The organism is Bradyrhizobium sp. USDA 3256 (assembly GCF_054058275.1).
On the sequence record NZ_JBSSAE010000002.1, the window covers coordinates 5,855,215 to 5,874,404 of the forward strand.

Below are 19,190 nucleotides of genomic sequence, written 5' to 3' on the forward strand. Positions count from 1 at the left end.
TGCCAGCGTGAGGCCAGGACCCGGACACGGAGCGCGTGAAGACGTCTGATGCCCGAAACAGGTGGATTTCAAAGATCCAGTTCGACCGCCTTGCAGCGCGCCTTCGCGCAGGCTGTCGCGCTGCATCAGCGGGGTCAGTTGGCGGCAGCAGAAAAGATCTATGAAGACATGCTCCGACAGCAGCCCAACAACTTCGATGCACTGCACCTGTTGGGCCTGATTTCCGCGCAGACCGGCCGCAGCGAGCGCGGCGTCGACCTGATCCGGCGAGCGATCAGGCTCAACGGCAACGTCGCGGACGCGCACAGCAACCTCGGCAATGCGCTGCGCGCGTTGCGTCGCTTCGACGAAGCGCTCGCGAGCTTCGACAGGGCGGTCGCGATCAAGCAAAACCTTGCGCCGGCTCTCTACAATCGCGCAATCACGCTTGCGGACCTCGGGCGCAACGAGGAGGCGCTCGCAAGCTACGATCGCGTGATCGCGCTCGTGCCTGACCATGCAGATGCCCATCGAAACAGGGGCACCGCGCTGAGAAAGCTGGAGCGGCCCGAGGAGGCCCTGGCGAGCCTGGACAGGGCGATTGCGCTCAAGCCCAACGATGCCGGCGCACACAACGATCGTGGCAACGTGCTCAACGACCTCAAGAGGTTCGATGATGCGCTCGCGAGCTACGACCGGGCGCCGGGAATTGCCGGCGCGTGCTACAATCGCGGCAACGTGCTGATCGAACTGGATCGTCTCGAAGAGGCAATCGCGAGTTACGACAGAGCGATCGCGTTGCGGCCCGACTATGCCGAGGCCTACAACAACCGCGGCTCGGCGCTGTTCAGGCTCAGGCATCATGAGGCGGCGCTCGCCAGCATCGACAAGTCGATCCAGCGCAAGGGCGACGATGCGGCTGCCCACGCCAACCGCGGCAAGGTTCTATCCACTCTGGCGCGCTACCACGAGGCACTCGCCGCCTATGACAAGGCCGTCGCGCTCAAACCGGACCAGGCCGACATCGAAGGCTATCGTCTGCACGCCAAATCCCACATGTGCGACTGGGCCGACCTTGACGCCGAGTGCGACCGACTTATCGAGTCGATCAGGAATCGCAACGCGACGACGCCGCCATTTCTGTTTTGTAGCGTTCCTTCATCGACCGCCGATCAACTGCTATGCGCCACGCGATGGACCGCGAAGAATCATCCGCCGTCTGCAAGCCAGCGCTGGCGGGGCGAGCGCTACCATCACGATCGAATTCGCGTCGGCTATTTCTCGTCGGATTTTTGCAACCACGCGACATCGCTCTTGATGGCAGGGATGTTCGAGTGCCACGACCGGTCGAAATTCGAGACGGTGGCAATCTCATGGTCGCCCAACGACCCCTCGGAGATGCGTCGACGGCTGGAGGCGTCGTTCGATCGATTTGTCGAGGTCCGGGACATCAACGACGATGAGGTCGCCGACCTGATCAGACGATCGGAAATCGACATCCTGGTTGATCTGAAAGGCTTTACCGGGGGATCCCGCACCAGAGTCCTTGGCCGCCGGCCTGCCCCCATCCAGGTCAATTATCTGGGCTATCCGGGAACACTCGGCGCCCCGTTCATCGACTACATCATCGCCGATCGTACCGTGATCCCGGATCATCATCGCGAATTCTACAGCGAAAAGGTGGTCGCCCTGCCCAACAGCTATCAGGCCAACGACGACAAACGTGTCATTGCCGATCGCTTGTTCACGCGCGGCGACGTGGGGCTGGCGCCGACGGGCTTCGTGTTCTGCTGCTTCAACAACAACTACAAGATCACGCCTGACATGTTCGACCGGTGGATGAGGATTCTCGGCCGGGTCGAAGGCAGCATGTTGTGGCTCCTCGAAGCCAATGCCGAATCTGCCGCAAATTTGCGCAAGGAGGCGGTCGCGCGTGGCGTCGCTGCGGAGCGCCTTGTGTTCGCACCGCGTATGTCGTTACCCGACCATCTCGCACGCCATCGCCTCGCCGGCCTGTTCCTCGACAGCACTCCCTACAACGCCCACACGACCGCCAGCGATGCGCTATGGGCCGGGCTGCCGGTGCTGACCATTCTCGGCGACACGTTTGCCAGCCGGGTCGCGGCGAGCTTGCTCCATGCGATCGGCCTGCCCGAGCTTATCGCGCAATCGCCGGAGACTTATGAGCGCATGGCAGTCGATCTTGCGACCCGTCCCGAAAAGCTCGCGGCGCTCAAAACCAGGCTGGCGGCCAACCGGCTGACGGCACCGTTGTTCGATACCAAACGTTTCACCCGGCATGTCGAGGCCGCCTATACCGCGATGTATGAGCGTCACCAGGCGGGCATTGCGCCGGACCATATCGTCGTCCCGGCGTGATCGTTGCTGGCTACTCGCCGCCTCAGCGACGCGAGACGCTTGGTCCAACCATAGCCGACTTTCGTGAGCAGCCGGACGCGATCTCCGTCGCGCTCGAGGCGCAGGCGGTAACCGTTGTTCTTGATCTCATGGACCACTCGGGAACGGCCGGGACCACCTATGCATAGCCCAGAGGGTATCGTGGTTCGCTTTTACGAATCTGGCTGGTTCGTTAGGCCCTTCGCTAAAATCTCAGCTTGTTCCTTGGTCAGCTTTTCGGCAAAGGGGCCATTTTTCCTTATCTGAGCTGGCCCTTTGAGTTCGCTGTCGTAGACCATCCAGCCGATGCTTCCTTGCCGAACGAGGAACCGGCCTCGCATCGGGCGTCCAATAAATTCCATTGCTACCACCACCTGCAAAATACGAGTTCGACATTAGCTCGCGGGATGGAGCGCGCGGCATTGAACTATGTGAATCGTGGCGATCGAACAATGTTTGCGCTTTCCCGTCGAATTGAAAGCGGCCCCAACCTGAGGGCCGCCAACCCGAGCAATGCGGGTTTTCCTCCGGCAGTCGGGGGGGCCTGGCTGACCGGAAGCGTCAATTAGACGTCCTGTCCGCTCGATGGTTCCTACCTGCCGCGCATTTTGGGAAAAAGCGGCAATCGCCGTCGCGATTAACACCGGTTATTTCCGGAACGAAGGCGACCACTTTGAAATGGCGGTCGGGGATGACGACCTTGGGCCTCCACGGCGTAGCGGCCGTTTGCCCAGCTGCAGGATAACTCTTCTCACGATCGATAAGATCGATGCTGTACTCGACAGCTTACGCTACGGGCTGTTCGGCAATAGTCCAGCAGGTCACCCGTAGGCATCGTGATCGGCGATGACGCTGCAACTTCCGTCCTCTCGGAAGAACAGGCCGTTGCCCGCGACTTCCTTCCACCAACCCCGGCCAATCCGAGATCGACGCATACTCACCACGCCAAAGCGCCACGCGCTCATATCACCCTGGAATGGCTGCTCGGAGAGCAAATCTTGATATCCCGGAACAGGCCAGGTGTGATCCAGCACATCCCACTCGGTGAGATTGCCCCCAAGCCAAGCATCGAAATGATCCCTGATTTTCGTCCCGGGAGGATTCGGAAACAGGGAATTGATGCAGGCTGTTCCGTCCGCGTCCAACCTCGTGGGAAGAGCCTCGACGACCCTTTGCAGAAGCTCGGTACCGTCTATTCCACCGCTCCAAAAATTGTCGCTCGCCTTGGCGGCAGTGTCCGGTGCGTAGGGAACGTTGGATACCAGCAGATCACATGTTCCGGCGATCGAATCGAAGAGATCGCTTATGATAAAATCGATGTTAGTCTTTTCGTTTAGCGCTGCATTGAAGTTGGAGAAGGCGATGGCGCGCGGACTGACGTCTGCGCCCACTACCCTCTCGGAATGGTCGCTCGCCAGAATAGCGTGCACGCCGGAGCCTGTTCCCAGATCAATGGCGCGCCTGCGGGCGATCCTCTTGACCATGCCGCCGAGTATAAAGCTCTCTCCCCACAGCCACATGACTTGATTGATTGCGGTGTTCTTCTCTCCATGATCCGTGACGAGGTATTTCCCATAACATGGGAACAGACTGAAGTCCGACCGCAACACGTCGCCGTCTTTTTCAACCAATCCCATTTCGAGCGCCGCATCAACAAAGAGCGACGAAATCCGTTTCGCGACGATGTCTGCGCTCACCTGCTGGCCATCGATGAAGAGCGTAATGAGATTGTCGATTGGATCTTCCTCTCGAGGAGTCCAAGACGTTCGCATTTTTTGCCAGAAATTCACCCCGATGCGAGGAAGTACCTCGAGGCGTTCGGCACAGCTTGCAAGGTCGTAGCCGCAACCCCGGAGTTCCTTAACGAAGCGGCTCATGCATTCGCGCTGTGCCGGGATTATCGGCAACGGAACTTGCCTGGAAATTGTCGGCAGGAGCGCTCCTGTCCCATCCTCGCGCTCGATGGGCAGGGAATCGGCCGGACCGCTCTTCGGCGTCTCCGCCTGCCGCAACCAGGCGAGCAGATCCTGCTTTCGGTCCGCCAGTGTCGCGCGCAACTCTGCGTCAAGAGCGCCAGCGGGAGCGCTGCACTTAAGGCGTTCCCCTTCGATCCATACTCTGACGTTCCGCTCGCGGAGAATCGATAAAAGCGTGGCTGTTTCCATGTCAGGTGCCTCGCCTTGGGATAGCCCGACCTGAGCCGGGCAGACGCTATCCCAAGCTCTCGGCGCCTGGTCAATTATCCATATGGCCGAGAACGCCCAACGCCGCCCGCTTAAAATGCATGCGGGCGGCGTCGGCCTTGCCCCAGGAGGAAGTGCAAATTCCTGATGATTATCGGTACGTTCGAAACGCAAAGGGTTGATGACGATGGGGCCGCAATACGGGGGAACCCAGAGGTGGGTGCTGTTCTACGCGAACGAGTCTTTGCCGGCCTGCGTTTTGCGTCCCATCAGGATACGCGCATTGACCGATATACGTTAATGCGGTCACTCGGAACCTGGGGCAGGCTGGCTTCCATATTCAGGACCGATCTCGACGGCGTTGAGTTCAGCCTCATCGGCTTAGCGGGGACATCGCTGATCGCGCCTATCATCAGCTTGGGCTGGCTATGGTCTGCTGAACCTGCCGTACCTCATGGATGACATGTCGGCTTGGCCTCGGTGTCGATGCCTCTCGCGCGGCCATTTTCTCTTGACGTCAGGGTTTCAACTGCCGCCAACTGAGGCGCCCCTTACTCTTTCGCCGCCGGATGGAGTGATCCCTTCTCGGCTTCGTGTTCTTCGATCAGGCATGCGATGCCGTTTTTGGTGCGCTGGTCCGTCACTCGCAAGGCTATCGACTTGTAGTGTGCGATCCGATCATCCAGCTCGGCGCAATTTCTCACACATCGAATCGATCATCGCCTCCTCGATCATCGCCTCCTGAATGGATAGCCGCGGACCTCCGAGCAATCCTTGCAGCGCATGTAGCGCTCGAGCTCGCGCACGGGCGTAGACTTCGGCCGGCGGACGATGGTCAGGTCGACAGTCTGGCGGGTCTCACAGCCGATTCATTTCACTTCGAGGCGGCGGTACATGGGTTTCGGCCGCAATCTACTGACCACGATCCTAATCATTGAGACCGCCAGACGAACGGAGCGCTGGAGGGAAGGTAATCCCTTGACGTCCGGTCGGTCGAGATCATAGATGACGGTTATCATATAAAACAGACCCGACGCCCGGGCAAGTTCGAATCCCGGCCATGCCGGTTCGCACCAAGGGCGCGACAGGAGAACCATGCGTCGAATTGTTGTGACGGGCCTGGGGACGGTGTCTCCGCTGGGCTGTGGCACCGAACTGGTGTGGTCGAGGCTGCTTGCGGGGCATTCCGGGCTTACGGCGTTGCCCGAGTGGGCGGCCGCGCTGCCGGGGCGCGTCGCAGGACAGGTTCCTGACAAGGCCGGGGATGCCGAGGGCGGGTTCGATCCCGATTCCGCGGCCCCGCGCAAGGACCAGAAGAAGATGGACCGGTTCATCCTGTTCGCGCTGCTCGCAGCGGCCGAGGCCGTGGCGCAGGCCGGCTGGATGCCGGCCGAGGCGCGTGCGCAGCAGCGCACCGCCACCGTGATCGCATCCGGGATCGGCGGGTTTCCCGCGATCGCGGACGCCGTGCGCACCGCGGAGAAGAGCGGCCTGCGCCGGCTGTCGCCGTTCACCATTCCATCCTTCCTGGCCAATCTCGCGGCCGGGCACGTCACCATCCGCTACGGCTACAAGGGTCCGATCGGCGCGCCGGTGACCGCCTGCGCCGCCAGCGTTCAAGCGATCGGCGACGGCGCGCGCCTGATCAGATCCGGCGAAGCCGACGTCGCGATCTGCGGCGGCGCGGAAGCCTGCATCGATCCCGTGAGCCTCGGCGGCTTTGCGGCGGCGCGGGCGCTGTCGACGTCGTTCAACGACACGCCCGCGCGGGCGTCGCGGCCGTTCGACCGCGAGCGCGACGGCTTCGTCATGGGCGAAGGCGCAGGCGTGCTCGTCATCGAGGAGCTCGAACATGCCTTGCTGCGCGGCGCGAAGCCAATCGCCGAGCTCGTCGGCTACGGCACGACGGCGGACGCCTATCACATCACCGCAGGCCCGGAGGATGGCGACGGCGCCCGGCGCGCGATGGAGGCGGCGCTGCAGCAGGCCGGGTTGCGGCCCGACCAGATCCAGCATCTCAACGCGCATTCGACATCGACGCCGGTCGGCGATCTCTCCGAGCTCGAGGCGATCAAGCGCGTGTTCGGGCGCGAGGGAGGAATTGCCGTCAGCGCGACCAAGTCGGCGACCGGACATCTGCTCGGCGCCGCCGGCGGCATCGAGGCGATCTTCACCATCCTGGCGCTGCGCGATCAGGTCGCGCCGCCCACGCTCAATCTGGAGAACGCCGATTCCGCGGCGCAGGGCATCGACCTCGTCGCGAACGTTGCGCGGCGAATGACAATCGAACACGCGATCTCGAACGGCTTCGGATTTGGCGGCGTCAACGCCAGCCTGGTGTTTCGACGGTGGTCTTGAGACAGTCGGGCTTTGCTCGCACTGGAACGATACCGCGCGTGTCGCGTCATCTACAAGAGCGGAGCTGCCGATTGATCCGAATTGCCTAACCGCCCGCCGCTGCGTTGCGCACGCCAATCCGTTCCCCGTCCTGCTTGCGGACGTAGAGATGACGTTCCAGCACGGACTGCATATTCTCGAACATCGAATAGAGATCGTCGCAATAAACCGACGGATTGTCGAAACCGTTCTTCGTGGAGAAGCGGTGCGGAAGATAGCCTCCGCCGCAGGCGTTCATGAACTTGCACTGCCGGCACTTCTCGCAAAGATTGACCGACGCATCGCGTGCGGCTTTCCAGCGCGGCTCGTTCCTGACGTCGTCGATCGCGTGATCGAAGATGTTGAACCTCGTGTTGGTGAAACCGTCACCCGCAATTCGCAACACGTCGTGGGCCTCCACCGTGCCGTCGGTCATGACCGTGCAAAGCTCGACCGGCTTGTGGCCCACGCCTTCGGTCGGCGCGTTGTTGCCGATCAGGGCCGCGACCATGTCGGAAATGATGCGGACATTCGATGTCGGCGTCGTGCGATTGGCTTCCAGCCACAGGTCGAAGAGGCCGTTATAGAACGGGGCAATGGACGACGGCTTCTCGTCCACCGTCGCGTCGGGAATCATGATGTCGTAGTTGGCGATGCCGCACGCCGCGAAAAAATCCGCATACTCCTGCGGCGCGTAGGCCGGGTTGCAGACTGCGAGGGCGATCACGCCAATGTCGCGCGATACCAGCATGCGGGCGGCGCGTTCCACGGCGGCATGGGTGCCGGTACCCTGAAACGTCTTGCGGTGAGCGTCGTGAATATGTGCCGGCCCATCGATACTGATCGCCACCGAAATATTGCGGGCCTCGAAGCAGTCGAGCCATTCGTCGTCAATCAGGACGCCGTTTGTCGTCACCGCGATGGGGATCTCACAGCCGGTCCGGGATGAAATGCCCTCGCAGCCCTCCGCAAAACGGTGAAAATTATCGACGCCCCAAAGCAGCGGCTCACCGCCGTGCAGGATCACGGGAAAGTCGACGAGGGAGTATCTGGCGACGTGCTGTTCGAGGCGCAGCAACAGCTGCTGCAGCACCTCCGCGCTCATCAGCTTGGGCTTGTCATAGACGGCCGCATCGCGAAACCAGTAGCAATAGGAGCAATCGATGTTGCACCTCGCCGCCACCTTGACCAGCAACTGCGTGATCGGCTGCTCCTGGAACGCGACGGAATTTGAAGCGTCAACCGACATGCGGATACCAGCAAGCTGCGATCGGCCTAGTAGCCCCTGACGAAGCCACCTCGTCGGAACGCGCCTGCTCCGGGATAATATCCGCCGGCCCTGCGAAATGCGCCGGCGCCCGGATAGTAGCCGCCGCCCCTGCGAAAGCCGCCCGCATAGGGCCCCCTGGCAAAGGCTCCGCGCCTGAAATAGACCTGGGTTGCCTGGGGCTGTTCGGAAACCACCCCCAACTGCAAGCTCTCTACGTCTTGAGGACTCTGTTCTTGAAAGCTCTGTTCTTGAAAGCTCTGTTCCTGAGCGCTCTGTTCCTGAAGGCTCTGCTCGCGCACACCACTCAGCAATGCGTCGATACCCTGATGATCGCTTTCGATTGTCGCACCCGGCCCGTGCAGTTGCAGCAGGCTCGCCAAGACCGTCAGCGTAATCGCCATCGTCGAGCTCCTTTTCGCGATATGACAATCGAACGAAATGTCGGCGCGTGCTTCACGCCGGTCGAGCAACTGAAAGTATAGCAGCGGATTTGCAGCGGAGTCTAGGCATCGCGTCTGCGCCGATCAGCTCGCACGGGGTGAACGACCAGGGCACGCTCTCGCGCGAGCCCGTTCCGAAAGACCTGCGCAATCGCTCATGCCGGTGATCGCGGCCCACGGCACCGCGCAATTTGAATCGAGAGCCGCAGGCACGTGCTCGAAATCGCCGCTTTTGCGTGCCGAGCGGGTCAGTTCCGGGTTTGCGGATGAGGGCTCAAATGGCGCTCCCTAGGGAACTGAAACAAGATAGCTAATTCAACGCCTTACGGAATTGTTTGGGTAAGATACGCCTCATTGTTTTTCAAGGCGTTTCAAAATGGCCGCCCAAACTGGAGAATGAGAGTTGTAAGATCCCAGCTTACTTTTCCATGACTGTCGAATGGGTGAACTCCAAATATGGGAGCGAAACTCGAGCAGGTGGTCTTCCGATAGAGCCGCGGATTAGACAGTCAGCTTGAATGAATACAGGAAGATCAATCCCCTTCCGGCAGCTGTCTCCTATGTTCCGATGGTGTTTGCTCCAAAATCTGCCCGCGTCGGGACGAACGATCGGTAGGCCCCAATCTTTCGCGGTAGGTCGGGGACCGTTCCCCCGAAGATCCGTTTTTACAATCTTTCGAGCCGGACCGACCGCATGATCAGTTGCATGGTCGGCGTAGACGCTGTTTGTAGCCTGCATCCTGCGTGTTCTTTTGTAGCCTTAATCCTCGCCTGCCACGAGGCCCACATCACCGTGACTTTGCCAAAACCACTGACGGCGGGCGCGCCAAGGCGGATGGGCGCGTCGGTAAGCAAGACTTTGCGTATTTGGCGGAGGAAGACGCCTATCGCTGTCCTGCTGGGGAGCGGCTGCCATATTGTTGACGGCAATATGCTGCGGCGCTACTGGACCGCAGCCTGTCAAATTGTTCGCTCAAGCCCCAATGCACGGCCGGACCGGAGCGGCGGCTTACACCATGGGAGCACGAGCATCTGCTCGAGGCTGTGCAGCAGCGTCTTGACGCAAACCCAAAACCCATGCGTCAACGCCGGGAGATGGTCGTTCCCGAAAGTAGCCGCCGAGATGGCTCTCTCGATTGTGGCCTACAACCTGATACGGTCATGAACATTGTCGGCATTAAGCCACTGATCGCCGCGACCGCGCTCTGAGCCCCCCGCTTCCTGGCTGCCAAGACCGACATCCCTAAGGCCGTTTTTACACGACCAAGGCCCTTTGCTGACCTCCCGCCAACTGCGGCTCCGGTCTGCTGTTTGGGTCGGAGCCGCCATCTCGTCCATATCCAGCCCCAACTGATAAGCTTTTGTATGAAGGCCTTGTCAGCCCGCTCCGCTCTCTAGCCGACGCTCCAAACCGCCGCGATGAGTCCTGATCGTCCGACGTGGAGCTCGTCTCGGTGACCCTGTATTGCGGGTTTATGGTGCGCTCGGAGGGCGTTCGTCTTTGCTACAGTTTCAAGTAGTTGCGGATGTGGACTACCAGGCAGGGGCATTTCCGTCCGCAACGTGCCTTACGGTCGAGCTTTTTTCAGCGACCTTTCCTACGACACCGCTAGTGTGTTGCCTTCTCCAGATATTCCCTTCCGAGATTAACCTGACTGCTTGAGCACGTGACTTTTAATCATGGCGTCGAGGGTTCGAGTCCCTCCGCATTCACCATAAGCATCGCAAAAACAAACACTTAGCTTCATCGACACTTCTAGCCCGGTTGGCAATCTCGGCCAAAAGTTGGCAATCCAAATTAGAGCAGCAGAAGAAATCCCCTTCTTGGTGGCCGATTACAAACCAGAACCGATCAAAAAAACGACCACGCTGAGGATAATAATCTCCATCGGCTTAAGTTCAGACCGCGGGCCCGTGACCACCAACCCTCAGGCGTCTCAAGTCGCCACACTTTACTTTTTTAACCAGAATGTGCATCATACTTAAATCGATCCACGATTTAAGAGATTCGCATGCTAACCGACGCCGATGTTGTGGCTGCGCTTTGGTCCACCTTGCTCAAGGACACAAAGCTGACTTTTTGGAAGCGGCTTCAGAGCGCAATGGAATGGGCATACGAGGATTCTTACCAATCAGTTTTGAACGATCCACGCATTCTGGAGGACCAGCGACCGGCTAATTTGCTCGATCTGAGGTTCTATGTAGCCGAGACAGCACTGCAGCGGTCCGCGACTGAAACTGGTCTCGTTTCTACGGGGCAAAAGATCAGCATCAACGGTTGGAATTACACGCTCGTACGCGGCGGCGGCGTGTCGATGCTCCAGTCCTACGTTCAGACGCCGATTGAACTGGCCCGACCGGCAAAATTCCGAGAAGCGCATTCGGCGGTCAACACATTCTTGAGTGCACCTCAGTTCGATTTTGGCGATCTTGATCCCAAGATTTTTTCGGTCGCATTAGTCAGTGGAATTGTTATTCACGGCCCGGCGGGAAGGAACTTTGATCTGGAAAATCAGCGGCTCGGGTTCCTTAATTTTGCCGTTCCAGATGAGACCTACAGAACGTGGGGACTCAATTTCTCAGTCCAGGAGATCATTGCTCGGTTCGAACAGGCCGAGGTGGGAGTGGAAACTCCGCAGCGCGACATCGCGCGACCACTCATTAAACGCCCCGCGAGGAAAAAGGGCGATACGGAGGACTAGATGACAATAGGGACACAAGGATTCGCTGGCGCGCGCCTCACCGAAGCACGCCAGGCTTTTGGCTTGACCAAAGTAGCGTTGGCCGAAATGGTCAATGTAACGCCAGTCGCCATCACTCAGTATGAGAATGGTCCCCAGTCGCCACGTGCTGACGTCATGGACCGCATTTGCGATAAGCTCGGATTCCCAAGATCATTTTTTCTCAACCGTCCGACCGAAGACGACGAGAACCCGCTTTTCTGGAGGTCGAACGCTAGCGCCACTAAGATGGCACGTGAGAGGTGCTATCCGAGGTTGCGTTGGCTGAAAGAGATCACCGAATATCAGAAGCAGTTTCTGGATTTTCCTCGGCTTGATTTGCCTCGGCTCCATGTGCCGGAGGATTTTAGGTCGCTCACGTTCTCACAGATAGAGCACCTCGCCCAAGAATGTCGCGAGTGGTGGAATTTCGGCAACGGGCCCATTCCCGACCTGCTGCTCGAAATGGAGAACAGCGGTATCATCACCGCTCGTATCAACGTTGCGGCGGATTCCCTCGACGCATTCTCACAATGGTCTGCCCTTGGCACGCCGTTCGTGGTGTTGGGCAAGGACAAGGCAAGTGCAGTAAGGTCACGCTTCGACGCGGCGCACGAACTCTTTCACCTCCTGTTCCATAGGAAGGTAGACCGTCGCCGGCTCAAGAACACGTCGGACTGGAAGCTCCTGGAGGAGCAAGCTCATCGTTTCGCCGCCGCCTTCTTACTGCCGTCGAAGACCTTTGTAGAAGAGCTCTGGGCTCCGACCCTAGATGGAATGCTAGCTCGCAAGGAACGCTGGAAGGTCTCAGTCGCGATGATGATTGTTCGTTGCGAGACGATAGGCCTGCTGAATCAAGATCAGACAAAGAGGCTATGGATCAATTACAATCGTCGGGGTTGGCGAGGTGAAGAGCCTCTCGACAACCTGCTGAAATTCGAGGAGCCGCGCGTTTTACGACGAGGGTTTGAAGCTCTCGTCGATGAGAACGTCCGTAGTAGAGACCAAATCATAGACGATTTGTGTTTGCCCACGCGCGAGATCGAGCAGCTTAGCGCATTGCCAACAGGGTATCTCGCAGGAGGCAGGGCTGACGTAAAGGCGTTCCCGAAACTAAAATCGGCGCCTTCTGCTGAGGAGAAAGGCGAATCGGCCGACATAGTTTCCCTCTGGGATAGAAAGAAACTTACGTAGCATCGGCATCTATCGCCCTACTCGACCAATCAACCGGTGCAGCCCTGGAGGTTGCATCGGTCATCGTAGCTAGCGATAAACTTCGTTGAGGACGGCGTCGATTTCCAGATCCGAACTACCAGGAAATCTGCTGCGAAGCGCCTTGGCGGCCTCGGCGCGGCTTAAGCCGACTTTATCTTTGCAATCTTGCGCATAAAATTTCATTCGCGGCCGCGACATCGTCTCCCCCTTACGGTGTCGGCTGTTCTTAAACTGCCCTTTGAGCTGCCGATTAGCCGGCAGCCGGCCGCAACCGCAGCTCTTCCGAGACGTTCGTCAGGAAGTCGTTCGCCGCGCGCTTACCTAGAACGTCAGGCAGTGTCTTGTTTGCCCACTCGGCGTTGCCGGCCTCATAGGCCTGCTCAACATCGTTTCGAATTGCCGTGAGCTGATCTTCGGAAATCTTGAACTTGCTCTCGAAAATCCTCAGGAGCTCATCCTTGATCACTGTGTCACGAAGATAGAATAGTCTCGACGTGTTCATCAGTTGTCTCCGTTCGAGTCTTGCGAGGCTGTGCACGACGCGCCGGCATCGATCTACGTCGCGCCCTCACTCGCCGCCGCGCTCGATGCTTTTCTCTCAAAACATGCCAGTTCGAGACTGATAAAGATTCAGCGATTTTCTTATCAGTCAGCGAGACTTCATCTGCTTATCAGTCGGTTTGAACGGATCCAGCGAAGCCATATCTGGAAGATTAGCGCCACCCAAACGAGCCCGCGTACCTCACCGAGGCACGATTTGTCGCCTGACAACGGCCGGAACCCTTAATCTCTAGTCTGACAGCACCGCCGCGCGGACTATATTGTCACGATTGGTTGGCGACGCTCTCCCGCGCGGTCGACATGACTCGGGCATGAACGTCAGGACCGCATCAGGCTTGCATGTGACAATGCACACACAGGCCAAGGGCTACGAGGTAATATGCGATGAGGGCATTCTCGATTTGGACCATTTCAAAACTCGTCTCAGTGTTCCGATTTGCACTCGGAAGCCGCCGATTGTCCCACGAGCGAGCACGCTCCGCTTTCACAGTGGAAGCCTTCGCTTGTACTAATAGCAGCTCGGAATGGACGATATTATGACACTCGAAGCGACGCATTGATCGCGTATGGGAGAGCTCGAACTCGCTGAGTGGAGCGATGACGAAGCGATTCTTACAAAGGTCCGTATACTCCCCCAAGGTTAGTTAGCTTTGCCATGGCCGCGCAAAGCTTCGACCGCTCGAATGTTGAGGTCGTAACATCACCAGAAAAATTGGCTCGCCTCAGACCATCGGAAGGCTCGCGTGAACTTGGACCATCGACAAATGCACGACACTTGGATCTAGGTGACTTAGCCTTAGCATGGCCAGAGCGCATCTCTCCCCAGGTCTGGTTTCGCGTGATATGCCTATCCGCCTGTCTGCTGCCGCATCGTTGGCTTTTCCAGACGGATCGATGACTGCTTCTGGCCTGCGACGAGAAGCACGCCGCGGCCGACTCGAAATAGAAAGAATTGCTGGCAGAGATTATACTACGCTCGAAAACATCGAGAAGATGAGGGAGCTGTGCCGCGTCAAAGTAAGGGAGCCCGTCTCTATAAGCGAAAGGCACGATATCGCGGCGGAAAGCTCGTCGCCCGAGCCGTCTGGATCATTAAAGACGGCGAGCGCCATAGCGCCACAGGCTGCCTTGCGAGCCCGTCTGAAACAAAGCCGCCTCGAGAAGCAGAGCAAGCGCTAGCGGATTATATCGCGCAAAAGTACCAGCCCGAGCGCAAGCGGCGGGACATCGACGACATCGATTGCGCGGACGTGCTGTCGATCTATTTGACCGACGTCGGTGAGCCGGGCGACCAGTTTGAAATTGAAGCGAGGATTGAGCGGCTCAACGATTTCTGGGGTGGCAAGAAGCTGTCGGCAGTTAACGCGCAAACCTGTGCCCGTTACGTCAAACATCGTGGCAGCAAGGGCGGCGCGCGTCGGGACCTCGAGACTTTCCGCGCCGCGATCAACCATCATGCAAAAGAGGGCTTTCACCGCGGCACGGTTCGCGTATCCCTCCCGGCTAAAGGTGAGGCACGCGATCGATGGCTGACACGCAGCGAGGCGGCAGGACTGATTTGGCAGTGTTGGCGCTATCGCGAAAAGCAGACCATCCACGCCGGCAGCTCAAAGGGCGACCCGGTACGGACTGACCGCCGGCCACTGCGACACGTGGCCAGATTTATCCTGATCGGCCTCTACACCGGAACGAGGGCGGGTGCGATCGCGGCGGCATCACCGTATCCCGAACTTGGGCACTCGTACGTCGATCTCGAGCGTGGTATCTTTTACCGGAGGCCGATCGGCAAGCGAGCAACCAAGAAGCGTCAGACGCCAGCCCCGCTTCCACCCCGGCTACTGGCTCATATGCGTCGTTGGAAAGACCGCCTGCTGATGAGCACCTGCTTCGTCGAGTTCAATGGCAAGCCGGTCGCTTCCGTGAAGAAGGGCTTCAAATCTGCCGTGAATCTGGCCAGGCTGCCCGGGAAAGTCACTCCGCACACGTTGCGCCACACGGCGGCGACCTGGTTGATGCAGCGCGGCGTGCCGATCTGGGAGGCGGCCGGGTTCCTCGGCATGTCGCCGGAGGTCCTGCAGGAAACGTATGGCCATCACCATCCCGATCATTTGCACGGGGCGGCGGCAGCCATTGGCCAAAAAACGCGGTATGTTTCGGTGGTCAAATCGGTGGTTGACTCGGGAACGGCCACCGATGAGAACAAAAAACCTAAGGAAATCTGGTCGGAGTGGCAGGATTCGAACCTGCGACCCCTGCGTCCCGAACGCAGTGCTCTACCGGGCTGAGCCACACTCCGACTGAGGGCCGGCTTATAGCGTCGGGCTTCGGGGACCGCAAGGGACCACAAGGCACCCAATTGAGGAATCTAGTCACAGTGGATACAGGTTTGAAAACGCACGTTTTGTCCGCCGGCGCCGCCGCCACGGCGACCGCCGCCGGGGTCCTGGCCGAGGGCGGCCTGGTGGCGTTTCCGACCGAGACGGTTTACGGCCTCGGCGCCGATGCCGGCAACGCCGCCGCGATCGCCCGGCTTTACGAGGCCAAGGGCCGGCCGGCCTTCAATCCGCTGATTGCCCATGTCGCCGATCTCGGCGCCGCCCGCCGGATTGCCCTGTTCAATGGGCAGGCCCTGCGATTGGCGGACGCGTTCTGGCCGGGTCCCCTGACCCTGGTGCTGCCGAAGGCGCTGTCCTGCCCGGTTGCGGAACTCGCGACCGCCGGGCTCGATACCGTCGCCATACGCATCCCGGCCCACAAGGTGGCGCGCGACATCATCAAGGCTTTCGGCGGTGCCGTGGTAGCGCCGTCGGCCAATCTCTCCGGCCACGTCTCGCCGACCACTGCCGAGCATGTGAACGGCGATCTCGCGGGCCGCATCGATCTGATCGTCGACGGTGGGCCGGTCGAGGTCGGCGTCGAATCCACCATCGTCGGCTGCTTCTCCGATCCGGTGCTGCTGCGGCCGGGCGGGCTGACGCGCGCCGAGATCGAGCGCGTGCTCGGCCACCCCTTGCAGTCGCCGCCGCAAGACCCGGAAAGCGAGGCCCAGCCGGTTGCCCCCGGCATGCTCGCCTCGCACTACGCGCCGCGGACACCGGTCCGGCTCAATGCCAGCGACGTCCATGTCGGCGAAGCCCTGCTGTCGTTCGGGCCGGCCAAGGTCGCGCGGCGCGAATGCGCCTCGGTGGAGATGAACCTGTCCGAGCGCGGCGATCTTGCCGAGGCCGCCGCCAATCTATTCGGCTACCTTCGCACCCTCGACAAGAGAAACGCGGATGCGATCGCGGTGATGCCCATTCCCGAGGAGGGATTGGGCGAAGCCATCAATGACCGGCTGCGCCGCGCAGCCGTTGGGCGGTAACAAGCATGACCCGGACCGGAACGGCCGCGTTGGCGCCAAGCGGGAACCGGTTTTCCCTCGCGACAAACGCGAAGCGTTTGCGCGAAGGGCATGCTTAGGCAAAGATCCCCGACTGAGTGAAAGACCAAGAAAAAATGAACATCGTCCAATCAGCGGTGCCGCCGCTTCCGCCCGAATTGCTTGAAAAATTCCGCGCCATCGTCGGCGCGAAATATGCGGTGACCGACGCCGCCGACATCAAGCCTTACGTTACCGAGGAACGCGATCTGTTCCACGGCCGCTCGCCACTGGTGCTGCGCCCGGGCTCGACCGCCGAAGTCGCTGCGATCTGCAAGCTTGCAACCGAGCACAGGATCGCGCTGGTGCCGCAGGGCGGCAATACCGGCCTGGTCGGCGGCCAGACGCCGCACAATGGCGAGGTCGTGGTCTCGCTCCGGCGTCTCGACAAGATCCGCGACATCGACGTCGAATCCAACACCATGACCTGCGAGGCCGGCGTGGTGCTGCAGATCGCGCAGCAGAAGGCAGCCGACGTCGACCGGCTGTTTCCGTTGTCGCTCGGCGCAGAAGGCAGCTGCACGATCGGCGGCAACCTCTCGACGAACGCCGGCGGCACCGGAGCGCTTGCCTATGGCGTGGCGCGCGAAATGGCGCTCGGGGTCGAAGTCGTGCTGGCTGACGGCCGCGTGCTGAACGCGCTGTCGAAGCTGAAAAAGGACAACACCGGCTACGATTTGCGCAATCTCTTCATCGGCGCCGAAGGCACGCTCGGCATCATCACCGCAGCAACGCTCAAGCTGTTTCCGCGGCCGCGCGCGGTCGAGACCGCCTATGTCGGCTTGGCTTCGCCGGCGGCCGCACTCAAGCTGCTGTCGATCTCGCGCGATCAAGCGGCCGGTGCGTTGACGAGCTTCGAGCTGCTCGCCGACGTCGCGGTCGACTTCTCGATCCGCCACGGCATCGATATCCGCGATCCGCTTGAGAGCAAGCACCCCTGGTACGTGCTGATGGAATTGTCGTCGTCGCGCGACGATGCACGCGACACGCTGGAGGCGATCCTTGCCCAGGGCATGGAGGACGCCATCGTCGATGACGCCGTCATCGCCGCCAATCTGAGCCAGCGCCAGGCGTTCTGGAAACTGCGCGACGAGATGTCGGCGGCGCAGAAGCCGGAAGGCGGCTCGATCAAGCACGACATCTCGGTGCCGGTCGCCGCCGTGCCCGCCTTCATCGAGGAAGCCAATGCGGCCGTGGTGAAGCTGATCCCGGGTTCGCGGCCGGTGCCGTTCGGCCATCTCGGCGACGGCAACATCCACTACAATGTCAGCCAGCCGGTCGGCGCCAATGCGGCCGACTTCCTGGCGCGCTGGCACGACGTGAATGCCGTCGTGTTCGAGATCGTGCTGCGGATGGGCGGCTCCATCTCGGCCGAGCACGGCATCGGCGTGCTCAAGCGCGACGAATTGCCCGACGTCAAGGACAAGGTCGCGATCGAGCTGATGCGGCAGGTCAAGGTGATGCTCGATCCGCTCGGCATCATGAACCCGGGCAAGGTGCTGTGACCGCGCAGGCGACGATGCCCTCCTCCTCTGCCTCCCTCGCCATTGCACCGATCACCGACGCCGACATCGCCGATGTCGTCGCGCTGTGGCAGGCCTGCGGCCTGACGCGGCCATGGAACGCTCCCGCTGCCGACATCGCGCTGGCGCGGCGCGGACCGAATTCAGCCGTGCTGGTCGGCCGCGACGACAATACGATCGTGGCGACCGCGATGGTCGGCCACGACGGTCATCGCGGCTGGGTCTATTACGTCGCAGTCGATCCCAACCGCCAGGGCATGGGACTTGGCCGCACCATCATGGCGGCGGCCGAGGACTGGCTGCGGGCCGCCGGCGTGCCGAAGCTGCAATTGCTGGTGCGACGGGAGAACGCCAAGGCCGGCGCGTTCTACCAATCGCTCGGCTATGACGAGTCGACCTCGGTGATGCTGGCCAAATGGCTCGACGGGCGCGAAGCGACGCCGTGAGAGGGTTGAGGACCGACGCATGAGCATCGCCGACCGCGTTCGCGTCAAGCACGTCGAGCTGCTTTCGAAGCGCCGCTACGAGCTGAAGAGCGCGACGTTCGACTACCGGCGCGCCAACGGCGAATGGCAGACCCAGGTGCGCGAGGTCTACGACCGCGGCAACGGCGCGGCGCTGCTGCCCTACAATCTGACGACCCGCAGCGTCGTGCTGGTGCGCCAGTTCCGCTACCCCGCTTTCGCCAACGGCTATGACGATCTCCTGATCGAGGCTGCCGCCGGCATGCTCGACGATGCCGAGCCGGAAGCGCGCATCCGCGCCGAAGCGGAGGAAGAGATCGGCTACCGGCTCGCGCATGTGCGCAAGGTGTTCGAGGCTTTCACGTCTCCGGGCGCGGTGACCGAGAAGCTGCACTGCTTCGTCGCCGAATACGACGCCGCCATGCGCATCGGTGACGGCGGCGGGCTCGCCGACGAGGGCGAGGACATCGAGGTGATCGAGCTCTCGATCGACGACGCGCTCGCCATGATCAGCGACGGCCGCATCGTGGACGCCAAGACCATCATGCTGCTGCAATACGCCGCGCTGCATTTGTTCAGGTGAACGCCGCCTCGTCCTGGCCTGTGCCGGGATGACATCACGCTCACCCAACGCTCTAGACTAG

Annotated in this window: 15 protein-coding genes, 1 tRNA gene and 2 pseudogenes; 10 read left to right on the top strand and 8 right to left on the bottom strand. The window is 60.6% G+C overall.

The annotated features are described in order from the left end of the window. Positions 1–48: 48 nt before the first annotated feature. A complete protein-coding gene (locus ACVWY5_RS29580) occupies positions 49–2,358 on the top strand; it encodes an O-linked N-acetylglucosamine transferase family protein (RefSeq protein ID WP_080667115.1) in 2,310 nt (769 codons plus the stop codon). 191 nt (positions 2,359–2,549) lie between these two features. On the opposite strand, the gene ACVWY5_RS29585 is transcribed toward ACVWY5_RS29580, so the two are convergent. Together ACVWY5_RS29585 and ACVWY5_RS29590 are read right to left on the bottom strand one after the other, a co-directional pair. Further along, positions 2,550–2,738, bottom strand: a complete 189-nt coding sequence (locus ACVWY5_RS29585) for a hypothetical protein (RefSeq protein WP_050386810.1) — start codon at positions 2,736–2,738, stop codon at positions 2,550–2,552. Between the two features lie 459 nt (positions 2,739–3,197). Further along, positions 3,198–4,541: a TubC N-terminal docking domain-related protein gene (locus ACVWY5_RS29590; protein WP_028334850.1), complete on the bottom strand. Its 1,344-nt coding sequence runs from the start codon at positions 4,539–4,541 to the stop codon at positions 3,198–3,200. A 1,113-nt stretch (positions 4,542–5,654) separates the two neighbouring features. Between ACVWY5_RS29590 and fabF the strand changes: the two genes are divergently transcribed. Further along, on the top strand, positions 5,655–6,917 hold the full coding sequence (gene fabF, locus ACVWY5_RS29595) for a beta-ketoacyl-ACP synthase II (RefSeq protein ID WP_028334849.1): 1,263 nt from the start codon (positions 5,655–5,657) through the stop codon (positions 6,915–6,917). An 85-nt stretch (positions 6,918–7,002) separates the two neighbouring features. Here fabF and ACVWY5_RS29600 read toward each other — a convergent pair whose 3' ends face one another. Both ACVWY5_RS29600 and ACVWY5_RS29605 read right to left on the bottom strand, forming a co-directional pair. After that, positions 7,003–8,184 (bottom strand): radical SAM protein, encoded by a 1,182-nt coding sequence (locus ACVWY5_RS29600; protein ID WP_028334848.1) that lies wholly within the window; start codon positions 8,182–8,184, stop codon positions 7,003–7,005. A 26-nt stretch (positions 8,185–8,210) separates the two neighbouring features. Continuing rightward, positions 8,211–8,606 (bottom strand): hypothetical protein, encoded by a 396-nt coding sequence (locus tag ACVWY5_RS29605; RefSeq protein ID WP_028334847.1) that lies wholly within the window; start codon positions 8,604–8,606, stop codon positions 8,211–8,213. Positions 8,607–9,408: 802 nt separating this feature from the next. Here ACVWY5_RS29605 and ACVWY5_RS29610 point away from each other — a divergent pair. The 3 genes and pseudogenes from ACVWY5_RS29610 to ACVWY5_RS29620 all read left to right on the top strand — a co-directional run. Next, positions 9,409–9,854, top strand: a pseudogene (locus tag ACVWY5_RS29610) (IS5/IS1182 family transposase); the annotation flags it as partial. Positions 9,855–10,657: 803 nt separating this feature from the next. Beyond that, positions 10,658–11,347 carry a hypothetical protein gene (locus ACVWY5_RS29615; RefSeq protein ID WP_028334846.1) on the top strand — a complete coding sequence of 230 codons (690 nt, stop codon included), beginning with the start codon at positions 10,658–10,660 and terminating at the stop codon, positions 11,345–11,347. Then, positions 11,348–12,559 (top strand): helix-turn-helix domain-containing protein, encoded by a 1,212-nt coding sequence (locus tag ACVWY5_RS29620; protein ID WP_028334845.1) that lies wholly within the window; start codon positions 11,348–11,350, stop codon positions 12,557–12,559. A 69-nt stretch (positions 12,560–12,628) separates the two neighbouring features. Here the strand turns inward: ACVWY5_RS29620 and ACVWY5_RS29625 are convergent, their stop codons facing one another. From ACVWY5_RS29625 to ACVWY5_RS29635, 3 genes are all read right to left on the bottom strand, one after another. After that, positions 12,629–12,763, bottom strand: a complete 135-nt coding sequence (locus ACVWY5_RS29625; protein WP_321176881.1) for a hypothetical protein — start codon at positions 12,761–12,763, stop codon at positions 12,629–12,631. Positions 12,764–12,830: 67 nt separating this feature from the next. Continuing rightward, entirely contained in the window at positions 12,831–13,082 is a 252-nt protein-coding gene (locus tag ACVWY5_RS29630; protein ID WP_028334844.1) for a hypothetical protein, read from the bottom strand. Between the two features lie 1,234 nt (positions 13,083–14,316). Further along, positions 14,317–14,616, bottom strand: a complete 300-nt coding sequence (locus tag ACVWY5_RS29635; RefSeq protein ID WP_456671728.1) for a hypothetical protein — start codon at positions 14,614–14,616, stop codon at positions 14,317–14,319. Between the two features lie 177 nt (positions 14,617–14,793). On the opposite strand from ACVWY5_RS29635, the pseudogene ACVWY5_RS29640 reads away from it, so the two are divergent. Further along, positions 14,794–15,174: pseudogene (locus tag ACVWY5_RS29640) on the top strand (tyrosine-type recombinase/integrase); the annotation flags it as partial. 186 nt (positions 15,175–15,360) lie between these two features. Here ACVWY5_RS29640 and ACVWY5_RS29645 read toward each other — a convergent pair. Next, positions 15,361–15,437: transfer RNA gene (locus ACVWY5_RS29645), tRNA-Pro, on the bottom strand. Positions 15,438–15,527: 90 nt separating this feature from the next. Here ACVWY5_RS29645 and ACVWY5_RS29650 point away from each other — a divergent pair. The 4 genes from ACVWY5_RS29650 (at position 15,528) to ACVWY5_RS29665 (ending at position 19,129) form a co-directional block, all read left to right on the top strand. Next, entirely contained in the window at positions 15,528–16,502 is a 975-nt protein-coding gene (locus ACVWY5_RS29650; protein ID WP_321176880.1) for an L-threonylcarbamoyladenylate synthase, read from the top strand. A gap of 134 nt (positions 16,503–16,636) precedes the next feature. After that, positions 16,637–18,064 carry an FAD-binding oxidoreductase gene (locus ACVWY5_RS29655; protein ID WP_028334839.1) on the top strand — a complete coding sequence of 476 codons (1,428 nt, stop codon included), beginning with the start codon at positions 16,637–16,639 and terminating at the stop codon, positions 18,062–18,064. A gap of 14 nt (positions 18,065–18,078) precedes the next feature. After that, positions 18,079–18,528: a GNAT family acetyltransferase gene (locus ACVWY5_RS29660; protein WP_038377586.1), complete on the top strand. Its 450-nt coding sequence runs from the start codon at positions 18,079–18,081 to the stop codon at positions 18,526–18,528. A gap of 19 nt (positions 18,529–18,547) precedes the next feature. Further along, positions 18,548–19,129, top strand: coding sequence for an NUDIX hydrolase (locus ACVWY5_RS29665; protein WP_028334837.1), 582 nt, complete (start codon positions 18,548–18,550; stop codon positions 19,127–19,129). The last annotated feature ends 61 nt before the right edge of the window (positions 19,130–19,190 follow it).